General features: G+C 68.6%; 16 protein-coding genes and 1 pseudogene. 8 read left to right on the forward strand and 9 right to left on the reverse strand.

Annotated elements, in window-relative coordinates; all coding sequences use genetic code 11:
* The first annotated feature begins 28 nt into the window (after nucleotides 1–28).
* The 3 genes from ACXC9Q_RS04775 (at nucleotide 29) to ACXC9Q_RS04785 (ending at nucleotide 4142) form a co-directional block, all read left to right on the forward strand.
* Entirely contained in the window at nucleotides 29–742 is a 714-nt protein-coding gene (locus tag ACXC9Q_RS04775; protein WP_457055233.1) for an alpha/beta hydrolase family protein, read from the forward strand.
* Between the two features lie 31 nt (nucleotides 743–773).
* A complete protein-coding gene (locus tag ACXC9Q_RS04780; protein WP_457055234.1) occupies nucleotides 774–2858 on the forward strand; it encodes a S9 family peptidase in 2085 nt (694 codons plus the stop codon).
* Nucleotides 2859–3182: 324 nt separating this feature from the next.
* Entirely contained in the window at nucleotides 3183–4142 is a 960-nt protein-coding gene (locus tag ACXC9Q_RS04785; RefSeq protein ID WP_457055235.1) for a sigma-70 family RNA polymerase sigma factor, read from the forward strand.
* Between the two features lie 95 nt (nucleotides 4143–4237).
* Here ACXC9Q_RS04785 and ACXC9Q_RS04790 read toward each other — a convergent pair whose 3' ends face one another.
* Nucleotides 4238–4924 (reverse strand): HAD family hydrolase, encoded by a 687-nt coding sequence (locus ACXC9Q_RS04790; protein ID WP_457055236.1) that lies wholly within the window; start codon nucleotides 4922–4924, stop codon nucleotides 4238–4240.
* A gap of 43 nt (nucleotides 4925–4967) precedes the next feature.
* Nucleotides 4968–6155, reverse strand: a complete 1188-nt coding sequence (locus ACXC9Q_RS04795) for a CPBP family intramembrane glutamic endopeptidase (protein ID WP_457055237.1) — start codon at nucleotides 6153–6155, stop codon at nucleotides 4968–4970.
* Between the two features lie 51 nt (nucleotides 6156–6206).
* Here ACXC9Q_RS04795 and ACXC9Q_RS04800 point away from each other — a divergent pair, with 51 nt between their 5' ends.
* The 4 genes from ACXC9Q_RS04800 (at nucleotide 6207) to ACXC9Q_RS04815 (ending at nucleotide 10616) form a co-directional block, all read left to right on the forward strand.
* On the forward strand, nucleotides 6207–7172 hold the full coding sequence (locus tag ACXC9Q_RS04800) for a Dyp-type peroxidase (protein ID WP_457055238.1): 966 nt from the start codon (nucleotides 6207–6209) through the stop codon (nucleotides 7170–7172).
* Nucleotides 7173–7226: 54 nt separating this feature from the next.
* Nucleotides 7227–8801: an ATP-dependent DNA ligase gene (locus ACXC9Q_RS04805; protein WP_457055239.1), complete on the forward strand. Its 1575-nt coding sequence runs from the start codon at nucleotides 7227–7229 to the stop codon at nucleotides 8799–8801.
* Nucleotides 8794–9468 (forward strand): class I SAM-dependent methyltransferase, encoded by a 675-nt coding sequence (locus ACXC9Q_RS04810; RefSeq protein ID WP_457055240.1) that lies wholly within the window; start codon nucleotides 8794–8796, stop codon nucleotides 9466–9468. Before ACXC9Q_RS04805 ends, ACXC9Q_RS04810 begins: the two co-directional genes overlap by 8 nt.
* Before the next feature lie 278 nt (nucleotides 9469–9746).
* Nucleotides 9747–10616: a helix-turn-helix domain-containing protein gene (locus tag ACXC9Q_RS04815; RefSeq protein WP_457055241.1), complete on the forward strand. Its 870-nt coding sequence runs from the start codon at nucleotides 9747–9749 to the stop codon at nucleotides 10614–10616.
* Nucleotides 10617–10939: 323 nt separating this feature from the next.
* Here the strand turns inward: ACXC9Q_RS04815 and ctaD are convergent, their stop codons facing one another.
* The 6 genes and pseudogenes from ctaD to ACXC9Q_RS04845 form a co-directional block, all read right to left on the reverse strand.
* A complete protein-coding gene (gene ctaD, locus ACXC9Q_RS04820) occupies nucleotides 10940–12637 on the reverse strand; it encodes an aa3-type cytochrome oxidase subunit I (protein ID WP_457055242.1) in 1698 nt (565 codons plus the stop codon).
* A 298-nt stretch (nucleotides 12638–12935) separates the two neighbouring features.
* A pseudogene (locus ACXC9Q_RS04825) lies at nucleotides 12936–13115 on the reverse strand (hypothetical protein); the annotation flags it as partial.
* 66 nt (nucleotides 13116–13181) lie between these two features.
* The gene (locus ACXC9Q_RS04830) at nucleotides 13182–14003 is read right to left on the reverse strand and encodes an alpha/beta fold hydrolase (RefSeq protein ID WP_457055243.1); all 822 of its coding nucleotides are present in this window, start codon (nucleotides 14001–14003) and stop codon (nucleotides 13182–13184) included.
* 123 nt (nucleotides 14004–14126) lie between these two features.
* The gene (locus ACXC9Q_RS04835) at nucleotides 14127–16148 is read right to left on the reverse strand and encodes a glycoside hydrolase domain-containing protein (protein WP_457055244.1); all 2022 of its coding nucleotides are present in this window, start codon (nucleotides 16146–16148) and stop codon (nucleotides 14127–14129) included.
* Nucleotides 16149–16303: 155 nt separating this feature from the next.
* Nucleotides 16304–17107: a TIGR02569 family protein gene (locus ACXC9Q_RS04840; RefSeq protein WP_457055245.1), complete on the reverse strand. Its 804-nt coding sequence runs from the start codon at nucleotides 17105–17107 to the stop codon at nucleotides 16304–16306.
* A 47-nt stretch (nucleotides 17108–17154) separates the two neighbouring features.
* Entirely contained in the window at nucleotides 17155–18336 is a 1182-nt protein-coding gene (locus ACXC9Q_RS04845; RefSeq protein WP_457055246.1) for an MFS transporter, read from the reverse strand.
* Nucleotides 18337–18463: 127 nt separating this feature from the next.
* Here ACXC9Q_RS04845 and lexA point away from each other — a divergent pair, with 127 nt between their 5' ends.
* Nucleotides 18464–19114, forward strand: a complete 651-nt coding sequence (gene lexA / locus ACXC9Q_RS04850) for a transcriptional repressor LexA (RefSeq protein ID WP_457055247.1) — start codon at nucleotides 18464–18466, stop codon at nucleotides 19112–19114.
* A gap of 18 nt (nucleotides 19115–19132) precedes the next feature.
* Here lexA and ACXC9Q_RS04855 read toward each other — a convergent pair whose 3' ends face one another.
* Nucleotides 19133–19414: a hypothetical protein gene (locus ACXC9Q_RS04855; protein ID WP_457055248.1), complete on the reverse strand. Its 282-nt coding sequence runs from the start codon at nucleotides 19412–19414 to the stop codon at nucleotides 19133–19135.
* Nucleotides 19415–19505: the final 91 nt, after the last annotated feature.

A 19505-nucleotide genomic window follows, 5' to 3' on the forward strand; every position in this document is an offset into this window, starting at 1 on the left:
GACACTGGGCGCGAATACCGTGGGCGACATGCCTGACCCCCAGCCTGCCTTCGTCCTGCCCACACCGGACGTGCAGCGCACGACGTACGAGGGATTCGAGCTTTACCTTCCTGTGGCATCCGAGCAGGCTCCGGCGGTGATCCTGGTCCACGGTGTGCCCTACACCGCCGAGGGCCAGCCAGTGCCGAGTGCGTGGCCGATCTACCAGGGATACGGGAGTCAGCTGGCCGATCTTGGCTGCGTGGCGACGGTCGTCGACCACAGTCCCGACGGACTGCCCGACGACGACCGGTCCACCGCGGCCCTGAGCGCGGCGATCTCGGCCGTCCGAGCCCATCCGCGGGTGAACGGCAATCGGGTCGGGCTGTGGTTCTTCTCCGGCAGTGCGCCACTGGCTGCGACGTACCTGCAGCACCCGCCCGAGTGGCTGCGGTGTGTGGCGCTGACCTATCCGGTGCTAGGTGACTCAGATCTCGTCACGATCCGCGGCATGCATCCCATCGAGGCGGTCGCCGGTGCCGGTGGGTTGCCGATCGTGATGACCGTGGTGGGTCGGGAGCTTGCCGATGTCGCTCCCACGCAACCGCCGTTCATCGCGGCGGCGCGGGCGGCGGGAGCCGACCTCGAGGTGGTCGAGGTTCCCGACGGTCGCCATGGCTTCGACGTCCTGGACCACACCGACGAATCACGCCGGGCGGTGACCACCGCTCTGTCCAGTGTGACGGCACGATTGCGCGCTTAGCCGCGGCGCGGGCGACAGGTAGTCTCGCGGCATGTCCGAGTTGAATTCTTCCCCGAAGCCCCCGGTGGCTGCCCGGAAGCCGGTTGAGCGGCGTCATCATGGTGATGTTTTCGTCGACGAGTACGAGTGGTTGCGGGACAAGACCGACGACGAGGTGCTGGGGCACCTGCGCGCCGAGAACTCCTACACCGAGGCCCGCACGGCGCATCTCGAATCGTTGCGTGAGGCAATCTACAAGGAGATCTCGGACCGCACCCTGCAGACCGACCTGAGCGTGCCGAACCGGCGCGGCGACTACTGGTACTACTCGCGCACGATCGAGGGCAAGCAGTACGCCCTGCACTGCCGGGTCAAGGTGGACGGCCACCAGCCGCCGGCCACCGACGGCGACATCGCCGGCGAAGAGGTGATGCTCGACGGCAACGAGGTGGCCGGCGACTCGGAGTTCTTCTCGCTCGGCACCGTCGACATCTCCCCCGACGGCCGCCTGCTCGCGTACTCCGTCGACCTCAAGGGCGACGAGCGCTTCACCCTGCGGATCAAGGACCTGAGCACCGGCGAGCTGCTGCCGGACGAGCTGCCCGAGGTGCACTACGGCTCGGCCTGGTCGGCCGACGGTTCGACGATCTTCTACACCAAGGTCGACGACGCCTGGCGGCCGTTCCAGGTCTGGCGGCACGCCCTCGGCAGCACCGACGAGGTCCTGGTGATGGAGGAGCCGGACGAGCGGTTCTGGGTCGGTGTCGACCTGAGCCGCAACGAGCAGGCCATCCAGATCGCGCTCGGCAGCAAGCTCACCAGCGAGGTCTGGCTGCTCGACGCCAACGATCCCGCCGGTCAGCTTGTCGTGGTCGCCCCGCGCCGGGAGGGCGTCGAGTACGACGTCGAGCACGCCGGCGACCAGCTCCTGATCACGCACAACGCGGACGCCGCCAACTTCTCGCTGGCCACCGCTCCACTCGACTCCCCGGGCGACTGGACGACGCTGATCCAGGGCGACAAGTCCAGCCGCCTGCTCGCCGCGGACGCCTTCGCCGACCACGTCGTCCTGTACCGCCGCCGCGACGCGCTCACCGAGCTGGCGATCATGCGCCGGACGTCCGAGGGCTTCGGCACTCCGGAGGTGCTCGAGTTCGACGAGCCGATCCACACCGTCTCCCCAGGACGCAACGACGAGTGGCACGAGACCCGGTACCGGTTCGGCTATACGTCGCTGGTCACGCCGGGTTCGACGTACGACGTGGATGTCGCGACCGGGGAGCGGCGGCTGCTGAAGCAGCAGCCCGTGCTCGGTGGTGTAGACCTTGGTGAGTACACGCAGTACCGGGAGTGGGCGACCGCGCCGGACGGGACAGAGGTGCCGATCTCGATCGTCACGCGCAAGGACGTCGTGAAGGACGGCAACGCGCCCGTCGTGCTCTACGGCTACGGGTCGTACGAGAGCTCGATGGATCCGTGGTTCTCCATCCCGCGGCTGTCGCTGCTGGACCGCGGTGTGGTGTTCGCGATCGCGCATGTCCGCGGCGGGGGTGAGCTGGGCCGGCATTGGTACGACGAAGGAAAGATGCTGACCAAGCGCAACACCTTCACCGATTTCATCGCGGCCGCCGAACACCTGGTCGCGGCCGGCTGGACCCGGCCGGAGCGGATCGTCGCGCAGGGTGGCAGCGCCGGTGGTCTGCTGATGGGCGCGGTCGCGAATCTGGCGCCGAACGCGTTCGGCGGGATCGTCGCGGAGGTGCCGTTCGTGGACGCGCTGACCACGATCCTCGACCCGTCCCTGCCGTTGACCGTGATCGAGTGGGAGGAATGGGGTAATCCGCTCGAGGACAAGGCCGTCTACGAGTACATGAAGTCCTACTCGCCGTACGAAAACGTCACCGCGCAGGCGTATCCGCGCATCTTGGCGATCACCAGCCTGAACGACACCCGGGTGTTCTTCGTCGAGCCCGCGAAGTGGGTGGCGAAACTCCGGGCGACCGCGACCGGCGAGGTCGACGTCCTGCTGAAAACCGAAATGGAAGCTGGCCACGGCGGCCGCAGCGGCCGGTACGACGCCTGGCACGAGGTGGCCTTCACGCTCGCCTGGGAGCTCGACACGCTCGGCCTGGCCTGACCCGAGCGGAATTTCTCCCGCCCCCCGTGTGTTGTGCAACACATCGGGGGGCACTGGAGCGTGTGATTCTGACGAGATTCTCAGGTTCGGTGGCCGGTGTGCCACTGGACAGGCGGTACCGAATTCCCTTGGTTGTCACGAGAATTCGGGATGCCCGGCGCAAACCCGTCCGGGCAGCGGTTCCGGGACGTTCCCGGACACCGGTTTCCGGCGCGGATCGCTGCCGGGAACTCTCAGGGAACGTTCAGGCTGTTTACACACTGGTCCTGGAATCTTGAACCTCACTCGAGCGTTGCTCTCCATGTAACGACGAAGGGAGTTTCGGTGGCTCGCATGGCTCGTGTCCGCAGCACGGACGACGGTATCGACGGCAAGGACAGCGTTGGTCTCTACCTCGAAGAGATCGCGCGTACGCCCCTGCTCACCGCAGAGGAAGAAGTCGAGCTCGCTGAGACGGTCGAGGCAGGACTCCTGGCGGAGCAACTGCTGGCCGAGGGGCGGGTTGGACGCAAGAAGGGCGGAGCGCCCAAATATGCGACGGAGGAAGAGCTGGAGTGGCTGGCCGAAGAGGGTCAGCGCGCGCAGCAGCGGTTCGTGACCGCGAACCTCCGGCTGGTGGTGTCGATCGCGCGCCGCTACGGACGTTCCCAGATGCCGCTGCTGGACCTGGTCCAGGAGGGCAACACGGGACTGATCCGGGCGGTGGAGAAGTTCGACTACCGCAAGGGATTCAAGTTCTCGACGTACGCGACCTGGTGGGTGCGGCAGGCGATCACCCGCGGTATCGCGCAGCAGGCCCGCGTGGTCCGGCTGCCGGTGCACGTGGTGGAGCAGCTGAACCAGATCGGCTCGGCGCGGCGCACGCTGGAGCGCAAGCTCGGGCGGGAGCCGGAGCTCGACGAGATCGCGGCGGAGCTGGACCTGGACGTGGAGCGGGTCACGGAACTGATCCGCATCGGCCGGGACCACATCAGCCTGGACAACCCGATCGACGACGAGGGTGAGACCTCGCTGGGCGACCTGATCGCGGCCGAGACCGCGCCAGGCCCGGACCAGCTGGTCGCCGACGCGTCGGATCGCTCGGGCCTGTTCAGCCTGGTCGACCAGCTCGACCCGCGGTCGGCGGACGTGATCCGGCGCCGGTACGGCCTGCACGACGGCCGCCAGGCCAAGCTCGCCGACATCGGCGCGGTGCACGGCATCTCCGCCGAGCGCGTTCGCCAGATCGAGCGCGAGGCCCTGGGCCGCCTCCGCCTGCTGGCAGATCCGACACTGGCTGCGTAACACCCCACCCCGAAACCCCTCGAAGAACCCCGAGCCGACCACCCGGCTCGGGGTTCTTCTCGTCTGTCACGCGGCGGCCGTGTTCCAGCTGTCGATCAGCGGCGGGAGCTCGGACAGGCGCTGGACCGTGGCGTCGGGCGTGCCCTCGGTGTGGCCGACCTGCTCCACCGGGATCGCGCTGTGCGGACGTGGACGGCACGCATGCCGACGTTCTGAGCGCCCCACACGTCGTCGAAGAGCCGGTCCCCGACGAACAGGCACCGCGACGGCTCCGACACCCCGACCGCCCGCATCGCGGCCAGGAACGCCTCCGGGTGCGGCTTCGTGTACGGGATCTCGCTGGTGTAGACGGCGCCGTCGAGGAGCTCCAGTACGCCGTCCCGCGCGAAGATGTCCTCGTGCCGCCGGCGCGACCAGATCGTGTTCGACAGCACGCCGACCTTCAGCCCCTCGGCCCGGATCGCGGAGAGCGTGTCGATGGCATCCGGCTCCAGCTCGGTGTGCGGGTCCCACTGCCGCTCGTACTCCGCCAGGGCGGCCGGTGTCATCACAGCGTCCGCGAGCAGGCACACCTCCTCGAAGGTGCTGCTCCGGTGCTCGTCCCGGGAGCGCCGCCAGACGGCGTTCTCCGCGGTCACGAGCCGGGCTGCCAGCTCGTCGGCCCGGGCCTCGTCGAGCAGCGTCGCCACCGCGCGCCAGGCGGCCAGCAGGTCAATCGTGTGCCAGGTTGCCAGCGTGCCGCCCCAGTCGAACAAGACGGCCTCGATCTTCGCGTTCGTCACGCGGATACCCTGCCAGACCCCGCCGACAGTCCTCGCCTGATTTTCAGCTGCTGACCCGCGCGATCTCCCGGCGCCCCGACAGCCAGACCACGGCCACGGCGTAGAACGCCAGGCTGGGGATGTCCGAGAGCAGCAGCGTCCACGGCGCGCCACCCTGATCGTCCCAGCCGGACAGCTGACCAGTTGCCGCTGGCAACAAGAACGCGAGCAGATTGTTCAGCACGTGCAGCGCGATACCCGATTCCAGTCCGCCGGTCCGGACGGCCAGCCAGCCGACGGTGAGCGCGAACAGGAAGATGTCGACCATCGCCCAGCCGGTGTACCCGTGCCCGGCCACGAACGCCGCGCCGGCGACCACGATCCCGGGCCACGGCGAGCGGAACACCGCCCGGACCCACCGCGCGCGGCCTTCCTTCTGGTCCGGCCCGTAGGCGCCGACCGCCTGGATCAACCACCCGCGGAAGAGGAACTCCTCCGCCGCGGACTGGAACGGCACCAGGCAGATGATCACCAGCGCCGGTACGACGAACGCACCGAAGCCGACCCAGGACCCGCCGTCGCCGGCTGTGGCCGAATCCTGACCGGGGAAGATCACGTCGACCAGCAGGCCCAGGCCGTACGACAGCGCGAGGTAGCCCAGCGCGGGCACACAGCACAACAGCAACCAATGCCAGCGGATCCGATTCACGACGGACGCGACGCTCCAGAACGGGCGGCGCTGGACCAGCCAGGCGGTGAACATCACGAACGGCGTGAGCACGCCGAGCATCACCAGCGTGACGGCGAGGTTCTCGGTGTCACTCGGGAAGATGTTGTTGCCTTGCGGCTGGGAGAACTCGCCGGTGATCAGGCCATGGACGATCTCCCAGCCGACCAGGACGCCCGCGGTGATGAAGAGGACGCCGGCGCCGAGGAAGAGGGTGCCGACGATCGGGCGCCACCATGCGTTCTTCGCCGTACGGGCCAGGCGGTGGAACGGCGTACCCGCTGGAGCCGGGACGATCCGGGGCTCGCGGTAGGCGAACTGCGCGGGGTACGGCGGCGGCCCACCCCATTGCTGCGGGTACGGACCGGGCGGCGGGTAAGTGCCGGGGGGTGGGTAAGTCCCAGGCGCGGGGTATGGACCCGGGGGCGGGTAGCCGCCTTGCGGGTGGGGCGGGGGCGGTGGGTACTGCCCCGGCTGGGAGTATGGGCCCGGTTGCGAGGGCGGCCTGGGTTCTTGCGGGTCCATGACTGGACTCTAGAAGATCAGGGCAAGCGTGAGTGGAGGGAGAGCACGGTGGTGACTGATCCGACATCTGGACCGGCCGCGTCGACGCGGGCGCTGCCGCAGTCGGTCCTGATGCCGTTGACCGGTTCGGCGATCTTCTTGGTCGTGACGATCGACCCGGGCGGCGAGGCGACGGCCCGCGACCTCCTCGAGCGGATGAGCGGTCTGGTCCGCTCCGTCGGTTTCCGCGTGCCCTCCGGCAGTTTGTCCTGCGTCACCAGCATCGGGTCGGACGTGTGGGACCGCTTGTTCAGCGGCCCGCGCCCGGCCGAGCTGCACCCGTTCATCGAGCTGAAGGGCCGCACGCACCACGCTGTCTCCACACCGGGCGACCTGCTCTTCCACATCCGCGCCGCCCACCAGGACCAGTGCTTCGAGCTGGCCAGTCAGATCATGAATGTCCTCGACGGCGCCGCCACGGTCGTCGACGAGGTGCACGGCTTCAAGTACTTCGAGATGCGCGACCTACTCGGATTCGTCGACGGCACCGAGAACCCGACCGGCTCCGAGGCCCAGGACGCCGTACTGATCGGCGACGAGGACCCCGGCTTCGCGGGCGGCAGCTATGTGATCGTGCAGAAGTACCTGCACGACCTGAAGGCGTGGAACGCGCTGACTGTCGAGCAGCAGGAACGTGCGGTCGGCCGGAGCAAGCTCGAGGACATCGAGATGGCCGACGACGTGAAGCCGAGCAACGCCCACATCGCGCTGAACGTGATCGAGGACGAGGACGGCAACGAGCTGCAGATCGTGCGGGACAACATGCCGTTCGGCACCGTCGGGACCCAGGAGTTCGGCACCTACTTCATCGGGTACGCCAAGACTCCGTCAGTGACCGAGCTGATGCTGCGCCGGATGTTCATCGGCGAGCCCGAGGGCAACCACGACCGTCTGCTCGACTTTTCGACCGCGGTCACCGGCACTCTCTTCTTCACGCCACCGTCGGACTTCCTCGACGACCTCCCGCCTGCTCCCTGAGCCCGCGTCACTCCGGTCGGTGACGAAAGTCGTCTCCCGGAAAGTGTCGGCAGGATGGGTGAGACTGGGATCATGTTGCTGACCGAGGTGGTGGAGACGTCGGCCGCGCTGGCCGGGACGCGGTCGCGCCTGAAGAAGGCCGAGTTCATCGCCGGATTGTTGTCGAAGGCCACCGAACCGGGCGACACCGAGATCGTCGTGACGTACCTGTCCGGTGAGCTCCGCCAGCGTCGGACCGGCGTGGGCTGGCGGACGCTGGCGGACGCGCCGGAGCCCGCCGCGGAGCCGTCGTTGACCGTCGAGGAGGTCGACCGGGCCTTCGCGGAGCTGGCCGAGATGGGCGGGGCGGGGGTGCAGGCCCGGCGGCGGGAGGCAATCGACGCGTTGTTCGGCCGGGCGACCGCCGATGAGCAGTGGTTCCTGCGGCAACTCGTGGGCGGTGAGCTGCGGCAGGGCGCGCTGGACGGGGTGATGGCTGATGCGGTCGCGCGGGCCACCGGGATCCCGTTGGACAAGATCCGGGCCGCCACGATGCTGCGGGGTGCGGCGGCTCCGGTGGCAGTCGCCGTACTGACCGAGGGTGAGGCGGGGCTCGCGCAGTTCGGGCTGGAGGTCGGGCGTGGCGTGCAGCCGATGCTCGCCCAATCCGCGACCAGCGTGGCCGAGGCCTTGTCCAAGACGGGTACGCCGGCCGCCCTCGAGTGGAAGCTGGATGGGATCCGGATCCAGGCGCACCGCGACGGCGACAAGGTCGTGGTCTACACGCGGACGCTCGACGACATCACGACTCGGGTGCCCGAGGTGGTCAGCGCCGTGCTCGAGCTCGATGCGCAGCAGGTCGTGCTCGACGGTGAGCTGATCGCGCTGCGGCCGGACGGGCGACCCGAGCCGTTTCAGGTGACGGGGTCGCGGACGGCGACTCGTGCGGCGACCGGACCGGAGTCGGTGCCGTTGACGCCGTACTTCTTCGACATCCTGCATCAGGACGGGGAGGATCTCCTCGGGCTCGACGGAGCCGCTCGGCATGAGCGATTGTCGAAGCTCGTGCCTGAGGAGCGGCGAATTCCCCGGCTGGTGACCTCCGATGCGGATGCCGGGCAGTCGTTCTTCGTGGATGCGGTGCAGCGGGGCCATGAAGGCGTGATGGTGAAGTCGTTGACCGTGCCGTACGAGGCGGGCCGGCGCGGATCCGGGTGGGTCAAGGTCAAGCAGACGCACACGCTCGACCTGCTCGTACTCGCGGCGGAGTGGGGGCACGGGCGTCGTACCGGATGGTTGTCCAATCTGCACCTGGGAGCGCGGGACGAGGAGACCGGCGAGTTCGTGATGCTCGGGAAGACGTTCAAGGGGCTGACGGACGAGTTGCTGCGGTGGCAGACCGAGCGGTTCCAGGAGCTGGCGGTGCGGCGGGACGACTGGGTCGTGTACCTGCGGCCGGAGGTGGTGGTCGAGATCGCCTTCGACGGGGTGCAGACCTCGCCGCGGTACCCGGCCGGGATGGCGTTGCGGTTCGCCCGAGTGCTGCGATATCGCGAGGACAAGCGACCTTCTGACGTTGATACGGTGCAGACCGTCCGGGCGATCCACGTGGGCCCCGGCGTCGAGGAGGAAGGTGCGTCCGATGGCTGAGGACCCCGATGTCGTGTCGCGACGGATCGCCCGGGAGTCGCTGGACCGCGACGACCCGACCGGCTGGTTCGAGCAGCTCTACTCGGCCGCGTCGGAAGGCGCCGCCGTCGTACCTTGGGATCGCGGTACGGCGCATCCGCTGCTGATCGAATGGATCGACGAAGCGCACCCGGACGGAGCCGGAAAGACTGCGCTGGTCGTCGGGGCCGGGACGGGCTGGGACGCGGAGCGGATCGTCGACTGCGGCTACGACACGACCGCCTTCGACATCTCCCCCACTGCGATCGAGACCGCACACCGGAACCACCCGGACTCGAAGGCGCACTACATCACCGCCGACCTCCTCGCACCACCCGCCGACTGGCACCGCGCCTTCGACCTGGTCGTCGAGATCTACACGGTCCAAGCCCTCCCGATCCCCGTCCAGCCGGCCGCCATCACCCAGGTCACCGAACTCGTAGCCCCCGGCGGCACCCTCCTCGTCATCGCCGCCGCCCGCGCCGACGACGAGCCCGACGAGGCCATCGAAGGCCCGCCCTGGCCCCTCACCCGCGCCGCCATCGACTCCTTCACCACCTCCGACCTCCACCTGATCCAGCTCACCCAATCCCCCAGCCCGGTAGACCCCACCATCAACCGCTGGCGAGCCGAATACCTCCGCGACTAACCCACCCCCAGCTGCAGGCTGGGGTGTCATGCAGGAGTTGCCACCGCTGGCTGTGCGAGCGCAGCAGGCACCGGCCGAGGTCGGATCGCGCTGACTCGGCGCCGGCTGACTGGTGCGGGCGGGCACACCCCGGCGTACCAGCAGGCTGGACGTCACGTCCGTGAGGTGTGGTGGGCGGATTCGGCCGTTCATGGGCCCTGCAGAATGTGCTGCGGATGGGGTGATCCGGCTTTCGAACGCAGGGGAACATATGTTCGATAATGCTGTAGACTGGGCGCATGGCGGGGCAAGGCGTGGTGGGGCCGACGGCGTTGCGGATGATGCTGGGCAGTCATCTGCGGCGGCTGCGGGAGCGCGCCGGGGTGAGCCGGACGGACGCCGGGTGGGCGATCCGCGGGTCGGAGTCGAAGATCAGCCGGCTGGAGCTCGGGCGAGTCGGCTTCAAGGAACGCGACGTCGAGGACCTCCTCAGCCTGTACGGCGTGACCGATGCGCGCGAGCGGGATCGGCTGCTCCAACTGGCCCGTGAGGCGAACGATCGCGGTTGGTGGCATCGGTACGGCGATGTCACGCCAGACTGGTTCGACGCCTACCTCGGGCTGGAAGCGGCCGCTGAGCTGATCCGGACGTACGAGATCCAGTTCGTGCCGGGGCTGCTACAGACCGCCGACTACGCGCGGGCGGTGGCACGGTTGACGCCAGGCAACGCACGAGCCGACGACGAGGTGGAGCGCATCGTCGCTCTCCGCACCAGGCGGCAACTCGCGCTCGACCGCGAGCCGCCACTCAAGCTCTGGGCCGTGATCGAGGAGTCCGTCCTGCATCGGCCGATCGGCGGCCCGGACGTCCTCCGCAACCAGCTCGACGCGCTCAGCGAGGCCGTCGCCCACCCCAACGTCACGCTGCAAATCATCCCGCTGGACAGCGCTGGCCACGCCGCCACCGGAGGAGCCTTCACCCTCCTGCGCTTCCCCCAGCACGACCTCCCCGACATCGTCTACCTCGAGCACCTCACCAGCGCCCTCTACCTCGACAAACGCGACGACGTGGAGACCTACACCCAAGCCCTGGACCTCCTGGCCGCCACCAGCCCCCCACCCCACCAAACCGCCGCCCTCCTCACCACCCTCCGCAACCAACTCCCCTAGCCCTCCTCACACGCCGCCGGAAGCTCGTACGCGCGCAACAGTCGGCCACTCGGGTCGGTGGTGCTGCATGCTGCTCCCCGACGATGCACGCGCGGCGGTGGTGCTGCCGGCTTGCCCGGAGGAGCACGCCGGGGCGGTGGTGCTCCACGCGTCCTTCCCCCTGGGCTGATGGCTGAGCGCAGGGCGGAAACGGCTCCGGTGGCGGCGGTCACGCTCCCTGCTCGCCCGGGAGCGTGCTACCCGAGGGAGCTGGCGCGGCGGCGGACAGCTACCAACCCCCGCGCGGGCTCGCGGTGCGCGGGGCGTGGGGTGAGGTGCGCGGGTTAGTCGTCTGGGGTGAGGAGGTTCTGGGCGGGGGTGGTGGTGACCAGTTCTGGGTGGTTGGCGTCGAAGGCGGGGCTGTCGGAGCGGATTCGGGGCAGGCTGTCGAAGTTGTGGCGTGGGGGTGGGCAGCTGGTGGCCCACTCGAGGGAGCGGCCCCAGCCCCACGGGTCGTTGACGCCCACGAGCGGGTTCCGCCGGGATTTGTAGACGTTGTAGAAGAACGGCAGCGTCGAGAGGCCGAGGATGAAGGCACCGACGCTGGACACCTGGTTGAGCGTGGTGAAGCCCTCGTGCGCGCCGTACGACGCGTAGCGCCGCGGCATGCCCTCGACACCGAGCCAGTGCTGCACCAGGAACGTGGTGTGGAAGCCGATGAACAGCAGCCAGAAGTGCACCTTGCCGAGGCGTTCGTCGAGCATCCGCCCGGTCATCTTCGGCCACCAGAAGTAGAACCCGGCGAACATCGCGAACACGACGGTGCCGAACACGACGTAGTGGAAGTGTGCGACAACGAAGTACGAGTCGTTCAGTTGGTAGTCGAGCACGGGCGAGGCCAGGATGATGCCGGTCAGACCGCCCAGCAGGAACGTCACCAGGAAGCCGAGCGACCACAGCATCGGCGTGTCCAGCGACACTGACCCGCCCCACATCGTGCCTATCCAGTTGAAGAACTTCACCCCGGTCGGGACCGCGATCAAGAACGTCATGAACGAGAAGAACGGCAGATTCACCCCACCGGTCACGAACATGTGGTGGGCCCACACCGCGATCGAGAGCGCGCCGATCGCCATCGTCGCCGCGACCAGGCCGATGTAGCCGAAGACCGGCTTGCGGCTGAACACCGGCAGGATCTCGGTGATGATGCCGAAGAACGGCAGCGCGATGATGTACACCTCGGGATGCCCGAAGAACCAGAACAGGTGCTGCCACAACAACGCACCACCGTTTGCCGCATCGAACACATGCGCCCCCAGCCGCCGATCCGCCTCCAGGATCAGCAGGGCCGCGGCCAGGATCGGGAACGCGATCAGCACCAGGATCGACGTGACCAGGATGTTCCAGCAGAAGATCGGCATCCGGAACATCGTCATACCGGGCGCCCGCATCGTGATGATCGTCGTGACGAAGTTGACGCCACCGAGGATCGTGCCGAGACCGGCCAGGTACAGGCCCATGATCCACAGGTCGCCACCGACACTCGGCGAGCGCACAGCGTTCGAGAGCGGCGAGTACGCCGTCCAGCCGAAGTCGGCCGCGCCACCTGGAGTCAGGAACGAGGACAGCGTGATCAGGCCGCCGAACAGGAACAGCCAGTAACTGAACATGTTCAGCCGCGGGAACGCGACATCCGGCGCGCCGATCTGCACCGGCATGATCACATTCGCGAACCCGACGAACAGCGGGGTCGCGAACAGCAGCAGCATGATCGTGCCGTGCATGGTGAAGAGCTGGTTGTAGACCTCTTCGTTCACGATCTGCAGACCCGGCTCGGCGAGCTCGGCGCGGATGATCAGCGCCATGATTCCGCCGACGAGGAAGAACGCGAACGACGTGATCAGGTACAACTGGCCGATCACCTTGTGATCGGTCGTCGACAGCAACCGCCCGATCACCACCCCGAGCGGCCGCCGAGCCGGCCCGGCGGCGACCGGACCGGTGCGTTCAGTTACCCCGGTGTGTTCGCTGACACTCGCCATGCGTCCTCCCGTGGACGATCCCGCCTGCGCGGAACCCACATTCCTCCGATTACACACCCGAACGGGCGTCGCAGGAAGAAGCCCGGCCTCAGCGCGCCGGTCCGGCGTCGATCACCGCGCGTACGTCGGCGAGCTGCGGGGTGGCCGGGTCGAGTCGGTGAGGCACCACGTAGCGTCGGCGATCGCGTACGGGCGTACGTCGGTCGACGGTGACACGGCGACGGCGTGTCATACCCAGTGAGGGATCCGCGCAGGGACTGCACGGTCGCCACGACGTCGGCCAACTGGTCCGGCGAGGTCAGGTTGACCGGGAAGAAACCTTCGTGGCGGACAGCCCGGCGCGGACGCGATCGTCGACCTCCTCCCCCGAGCGGGAGAACTCCCCCGCGAACCGATCGCTCCCCAGACCGACACCGAGCCTCAGACGTCCACCGGACAGCCGATCCAGCGTCGTTGTCTCGCGCAACAGTTTGACCGGGCGCCGGCGGAACCGTCAGTGGAGCCGCAAGTTCGTCGAACAGCGGCACCCACATCGCGAAGCGCATCATCGGCTCGCGGTGTGATCGCTGAGGGCGTCGACAAAGACATCCCACAGCTCGGCTGGAACCCCGTGCCCCGCACCCTCGAGAACGACCAGGCGACCATCGGGCACGGCCGCGCGAAGGGCCTCCCCGTGCGCCGGCGGAAAGACCGGATCCAACGAGCCGTGCACCACCAGCACCGGCATCGACAGATCAGCGAACCCACCGTTCACGGGTACGTCGAACGCCATCGCGTAGTGGTTCGTCAGCGACGCCTCATAGTCCCGGGCCCGCCCCATGTCGCGACGTACGAGATCACGCGCCGCGGCCTCGTCGAAGTACCCGGCTGACTCCGCCTCGATCGACCGTACGACGTACTCCTCGACGGCGGCCGGGTCGTCGAAGTCGGGCCGCTCCAGATGCGGCAGCGACGGAGGCGGCAGGCCGTCCGCGCCCGTGCTCGTCGACACGAAGGTCACCGACGCAACCCGCGAAGGGTAGTCGACACCGAGCGTGAGCGCCGTGCCGCCGGACATCGACTGCCCGACCACGTGCGCATGATCGATGCCTAAGGCATCCAGCAGACCGACCGCATCCGCGGCCAGGTCCCGCAGCGAGTATGGCGGCCGGCCGACGGGGTACGACGTCGATCGACCGGTGTCACGCTGGTCGTAGCGGATCACATACCGCCCGCGGACCGCGAGCTTCCCGCACAACCAGCTGTCCCACCAGAGCATCGAGGCCGAGCCGCCATGGATCAGCAGGACCGCCGGATCGGCGGGATCACCGAACGTCTCCGCACAGATCTCCGCGCCGTTGACCGGATAGAGCCTCTCGGAAGTCATGTCTCCGACCGTAGAAGCCGCACAGCATCACGAAAAGCGATTGTTTCCGATGATCTTGATCGCCCGAGACGATCGCCCCGCAGGCCGGCCGCACACACCGAGCGGCCGGCCTCGGACCCACGCTCAGCTGACCGTCAGCACCTTGGACACCGTCTGCGTCCCCTGATGGTCGGCATCGGCCAGCCACACCACGCGGTAGGTGTAGGTCCCGCGCGCCGTCGGCTTGATGCTGAACGCGTACTTGCCATTGATTGCCAGTTTCCCGGTCGTCACCGCGACCCAGGTCGTCCCCGACCGCCGCTGCAGGTACGCCGTCGTGCCCGCGTGGGGCGGGTTCAGATAGCCGTACATCACCGTGGATGCGCCGAGCTTGATCGCAGCCGGAGTCAGGTACGCCGAGATCGCCGGGTGCACCTCGATCAGTGCGGCCGAGCTCCGCGTCCCGAGCAGCCCGACGGCGCCGTTGTAGCCCCACATGTAGTACGTCGACACCGCCGGCTTCTGCACCGACGTCACGACACCGTTCGCGTCCGACGTCAGCTGCGCGAGCGTCGTCCACTTGCTCGCGTTCTTCGCCTTCGAATACAGCACGACCGGTACGCCGCTCAGCTTCGCGGCTCCGTCGAGTCGCGTGACCGTCGTCGACAACGTGACCGGCCCGGTGTACGTGATCGACGCCGCAGTGGCCCCGATGGTCGCCTTCGTCCCGACCAGCCGGACGTCCACGCCAGGCCCGACCTTGCCCTTGCTGTCCTTCACCCAGACGCGGTACGCGTAGCTGGCAGAGTTCGACAGCCCGGTCGCCGTGAACAGGCTCGCCGTGCCGCTGTAGACCGCCGTACCGGACGTCGGCAGCGGTGGCGGAGTCGCACCGACCGCGCTCCGGACCATGATCTGGCCGAGTGTCGTGTTGGCCGGCTTCGTCCACCGCAACGTCGCGGCGGCGGCTCCACCCGTGACGCTGAAGCTCGCGACGGGCGGCGGCGGAGCGGTGAGGTTCAGGTAGTCCTTGTCGATCGACATCGTCACGCCGCCGACCGTGTCCGGCACGTCACCGTCGTACTGGTGGACGCGTTGGTGGTTGTTCCAGTCCGCCGCCGGGATGAAGCGGCTCGTCCCGACCGGCACAGACTTCCAGTGCGCGAACCAGAGGTTGTCCGGCCGCGTGTACGCCGTACTCGTGTAAGCGCTGGCCAGGTCCGCGCCACCCGAGGCGGCGCCGACGTAGGCGCCGCCGACATAGCCGCGCGAATTCAGTTCCTGCGTCCAGCCGCTCAGGTAGGACAGCACCGCGGCCTTGCAGGCGGACGTCGACGTGTAGGCCTCGATGTCGCTGTAGATCGCGCTCCGCTGGGCGAAGCCGAGTGCCTGGGCAGCGGCCACCGCATTGATCGCGGCGTTCCGGCCTTGGGTCAACGCGGTCGCGGCGACCGACGACATGCGGCTCGAGTAGTTCGTGCAGGGCGCCTGCAGGCCGACGTCGACCAGCAGGAACTGCCAGCCCTTACTCGCGTTCGTGGATACCCAATCCGCGGTCAGATTGGTCTGAGCGCAGGCACGGAGACCACCGCTGATGTAGATGCCGACACCCTGGTACTTCGCGCGCCACGCATCCATCGACGCCTGCGCCGGCGCCGCGCAGGTGTCGAACCCCTCGCCTGCGAAGTTGCCAGTAGCAACCACCGACGGAGTGACCGCGGCCGGCTGGGCGACGCGTGCGGACTGCGACTTCGAGACGACACGCCCGGTGGCCAGGACATCGCTCGCCGCCCGCTCGGTGCCGGGTGCGTAGTACGCGGTCGCGAGCACGCCGGCATCCGTGATCGCGCGACGCAGCAGGCCGTCGGTGGACGGCTGGACAGTGGTCAACGGCTCGAGGACCAGCCCCGAGCTCCGGCCGACCAGGTGCGCCGGGCAGTCGGCCTGCGCCGTACTGCGGCCGAGGTACACGGCGGGCCGGTCGAGCCGGACACAAGCGGTCGGGTCGGCAGCCAGGTCGACGACCGGCCAACTGGCCGGAACGGTGACCTGGTAGCCGCGGTACGAGACGGTCTGGGTCTCGTCGGCGGCGGCCGCGCCGGTGACGGCGACTCCGGCGACGAGGCCGAGGGCAAGTGCCGGCACCCCAGGTTTGAACAACCTCACCAATGCTCCTCACTTTCGGACGGACGGCGTGATCCGGCGGAAAGTGCGAGCCCCCCAGACCCAACCCTGCGATCCCCCAAGTCAAGGCGAGCGGGCACGCTCTTGTCGAAGAGCCTCCGGCACTCGCCTCGATGCCGAGATGCTATCGGCGCAGCTCAGCCCACGTACGAGAGGGCCAGCTCGATCACGGGCTCATAGACCACCCGGCGATCGGTCGTCCAGACCTCCGGGCCGTGGGCGAGCTCGTCGGTCGCCATCCGATAGATCAGCGCCCGCACCAGCATCTGCCCCCACTCCGGCAACTCCGACCACCGCGCCGCCAGCTCCGGCTCGGCGTCGTACCAGCACAGGGCGTCGGCCACCGCGACAGCCGACGCCCACGCGGGTGGGCGCCAGTACACCGGCCAGTCGATGATTGCCGGCGGCAACCCGTCGGCGAACATCACGTTCCCCGGCAGATCCCCGTGCACCGCCTGCGCCACGAGGTCGACCGGCCGACGCGCCTCGACGAGCGGCGACACCAGCTCGACGTACGCCGGACTCCCGCCGATCGACCGCTCTTCCCAGGCGACCCGATCGCCGTCCGACCAGGGATCGTCCCTCATATCGACGAAGTCCGGGCGCGGCAATCCCGCAACCGTCTCGTGGAAGGCGACGCCGGCCGTCAGCACCTCGTCCTGCCGGCTCACGTCCGTGGCACCGGCCAGCAGCTCAGAGGCCTCCCAGCCGAACGCGACCCACGCACCACTCGCACTCCGCACCGGCCGAGCCACCCTGAAGGCGGTCGACTCCGGCAGCTGATCCAGCACGGCGGCCCGCCACTCGGCCTCCGCCGGCATCCCCGCACGCTTCAGCACGACAGCCCCGCACCGCCACGTGTCCCCCTGTCCACCGGGCAGGAGTACGGCGCTGTCGGCCAGGCCGAACGCTTCGAGGACAGTTTCCGGCGGACCGTTCATCCGCCCGATCGTAGACTGCACATCCGGCATGGTGGGAAGAATTCTTTCTACCGCTCTCCCGAAATCAGGGGCATTGCAGGGACCTGCCGCGCGGCCGGCCTCGCCGACAGCAACCGGCTGTTCGCCGCGACGCCGATGAGCAGCGGCAGCAGCCCGGTGAACGTCCAGACCAACCCGACCGCCGCCGCGAACCAGCCGACGATCGCCGGTCCGATCAGGACTCCGGCGTACGTGAAGGTGGTCAGCCGGGACACCGCGGTCGCGGCCTGGCCGGTGCGACCAACCGCGCTGAAGACCAACGGGAGCAGGACCGATCCGCCGAGCCCGACCAGCGCGAAGCCGGCGATCGACACCGGCCACAGCGGTACGGCGACGACCACGGTCAGCCCGACCACGGCCACCAGTGCGCAGGTCCGGAACAGTGCGGCGGCGCCGTACCGCTCGGTCAACCGATCGCCGACCAAGCGGCCGACGGTCTGGAAGGCGGTGAATGCGGTAAACGCCAGGCCGGCCGTCGCGAGGTCCGCGCCGCGCGACTCGTGCAGCAACACGCCACTCCAGCTGATCACAGCCGCCTCGCCGATCATCACCACGAAGCCCATCGCACCGAAGATCAGCACCGGCCGTGTCCAGCCGACAGTCCACCCGGATCGTGTCACGCGATCGGTCTGGTCGGCCGCGGGCGGGAGCAGCCCGCGCGTGACAACCTGTCCCACCACGAGCAGTACCGCTGCCACGACCACGAACTGGGTGCCGAGCTCGACGCCAGCACGAGTAGCCATGGCGCTGGACAGCGAGGTCAGCACCGCGCTGACGCTCCACGCCGCGTGGCACCCGCTCATGATCGGCCGCCCACGGAGCCGCTCGACCGCGACCGCATGGGCGTTCATGGCCACATCGACCGCACCATGCACGAATCCCATCAGGAGCACCGCAAGGCCGAGTTGTACGACGCTGCGCGCTTGACCGACACCCACCAGCAGGAACGGAAGGACCGCGAGCGCGATCCTGATCAGCCGCCGGCTGCCCACTCGAGCGACCAGGGCGCCGACGAACTGCATCGACACCAGCGCCGCCGCGCCGAAGAGCGTGAGCACGATGCCGAGTTGGCTCTCGGTCAGCTGATGCTCGGCCTTGATCGACGGGATCCTGGACAGGTAGCTGGAGATCAGGCATCCGTTCACGAAGAACACCGCGGTCACGGCCCAGCGTGCGCGTCCGACGTTCATGACAACCTCCTCGGCGCGCCCTCTGCACGCTCTCGGGGGCGACGTCGGAGCCGATCCGCGGATGTTGCCGATCCGGTGCGGCGGGTCGGGCGGAGGTCCTTGGGGTGGGTCGCTCTAGGATCTCGTGGTGACTGATCTCGATCTGTTCGGGGACCTCGACACCGCCGCGCTCCCCGAGCGGCAGCAGCGGATCCTGGTGGTGATCCGGGACTGGGTGACGCGGTACGGGTACCCGCCGAGCAGCCGGCAGATCGGTGACGCGGTCGGACTGCGGTCCTCGTCGTCGGTGTCGAAGCACCTGGCCAGCCTGGAGGACAAGGGGTTCCTGCGCCGGAGCCCGTCGGTCTCGCGACCGATCGACGTACGGATGTTCCTGCCGGAGCCGACCGCCCGGGAGTCCGAGGACTCGGTGCCGGTGCCGGTGGTCGGTGACATCGCTGCCGGTACGCCGATCTCCGCCGTCGAGCACGTGGACGACGTACTGCAACTGCCCCGCGGACTGACCGGCCGCGGGAACGTGTTCGGCCTGCGGGTCCGGGGCGAGTCGATGATCGACGCCGCGATCTGCGACGGCGACCTCGTCGTGGTCCGGCAGCAGTCCGAGGCGTACTCGGGCCAGATCGTCGCCGCGATGATCGACGACGAGGCGACCGTCAAGGTCTACCGCCGCCGCAACGGCCACGTGTACCTGGAGCCGCGCAACCCCGCGTACGACGTCATCGACGGCGACACCGCGGTCATCCTCGGGATCGTAGTGTCGGTGCTGCGGAGCGTTTGACGCCGAGGAGCATCTCGATTACTGGGCCAGCCGCTCCTGCACCAATCCGAGTTGGGCGGGATTGGCGGTCAGGTCGGCGGCCCGTCGGTCGGCCGCGTGGGCTTCGGCGTCGCGACCGAGGTCGCGGAGGAACTGTGCGTGCGTCGCATGGAACAACGGATACGCCTGAAGGTCCGTCGAGAACTCATCGAGTTCGGCGAGCGCGGCCTTGGCGTTTTCGACGTCCCGCTCGTCCGGCGCCATCGCGTCGAGCTCCTTCGCGTACTCCTCGGTCTCCACGAACATCAGCACGTACTTCACGCGCACACCTCCTGCGGTCAGTCTCACACTCACTCGACACCACCAAGACGATCGGGATCCGGCCGGATCCCGACAGTGGGGGCCTCAGCCG

The sequence above is a fragment of the Kribbella sp. CWNU-51 genome, assembly GCF_054073265.1.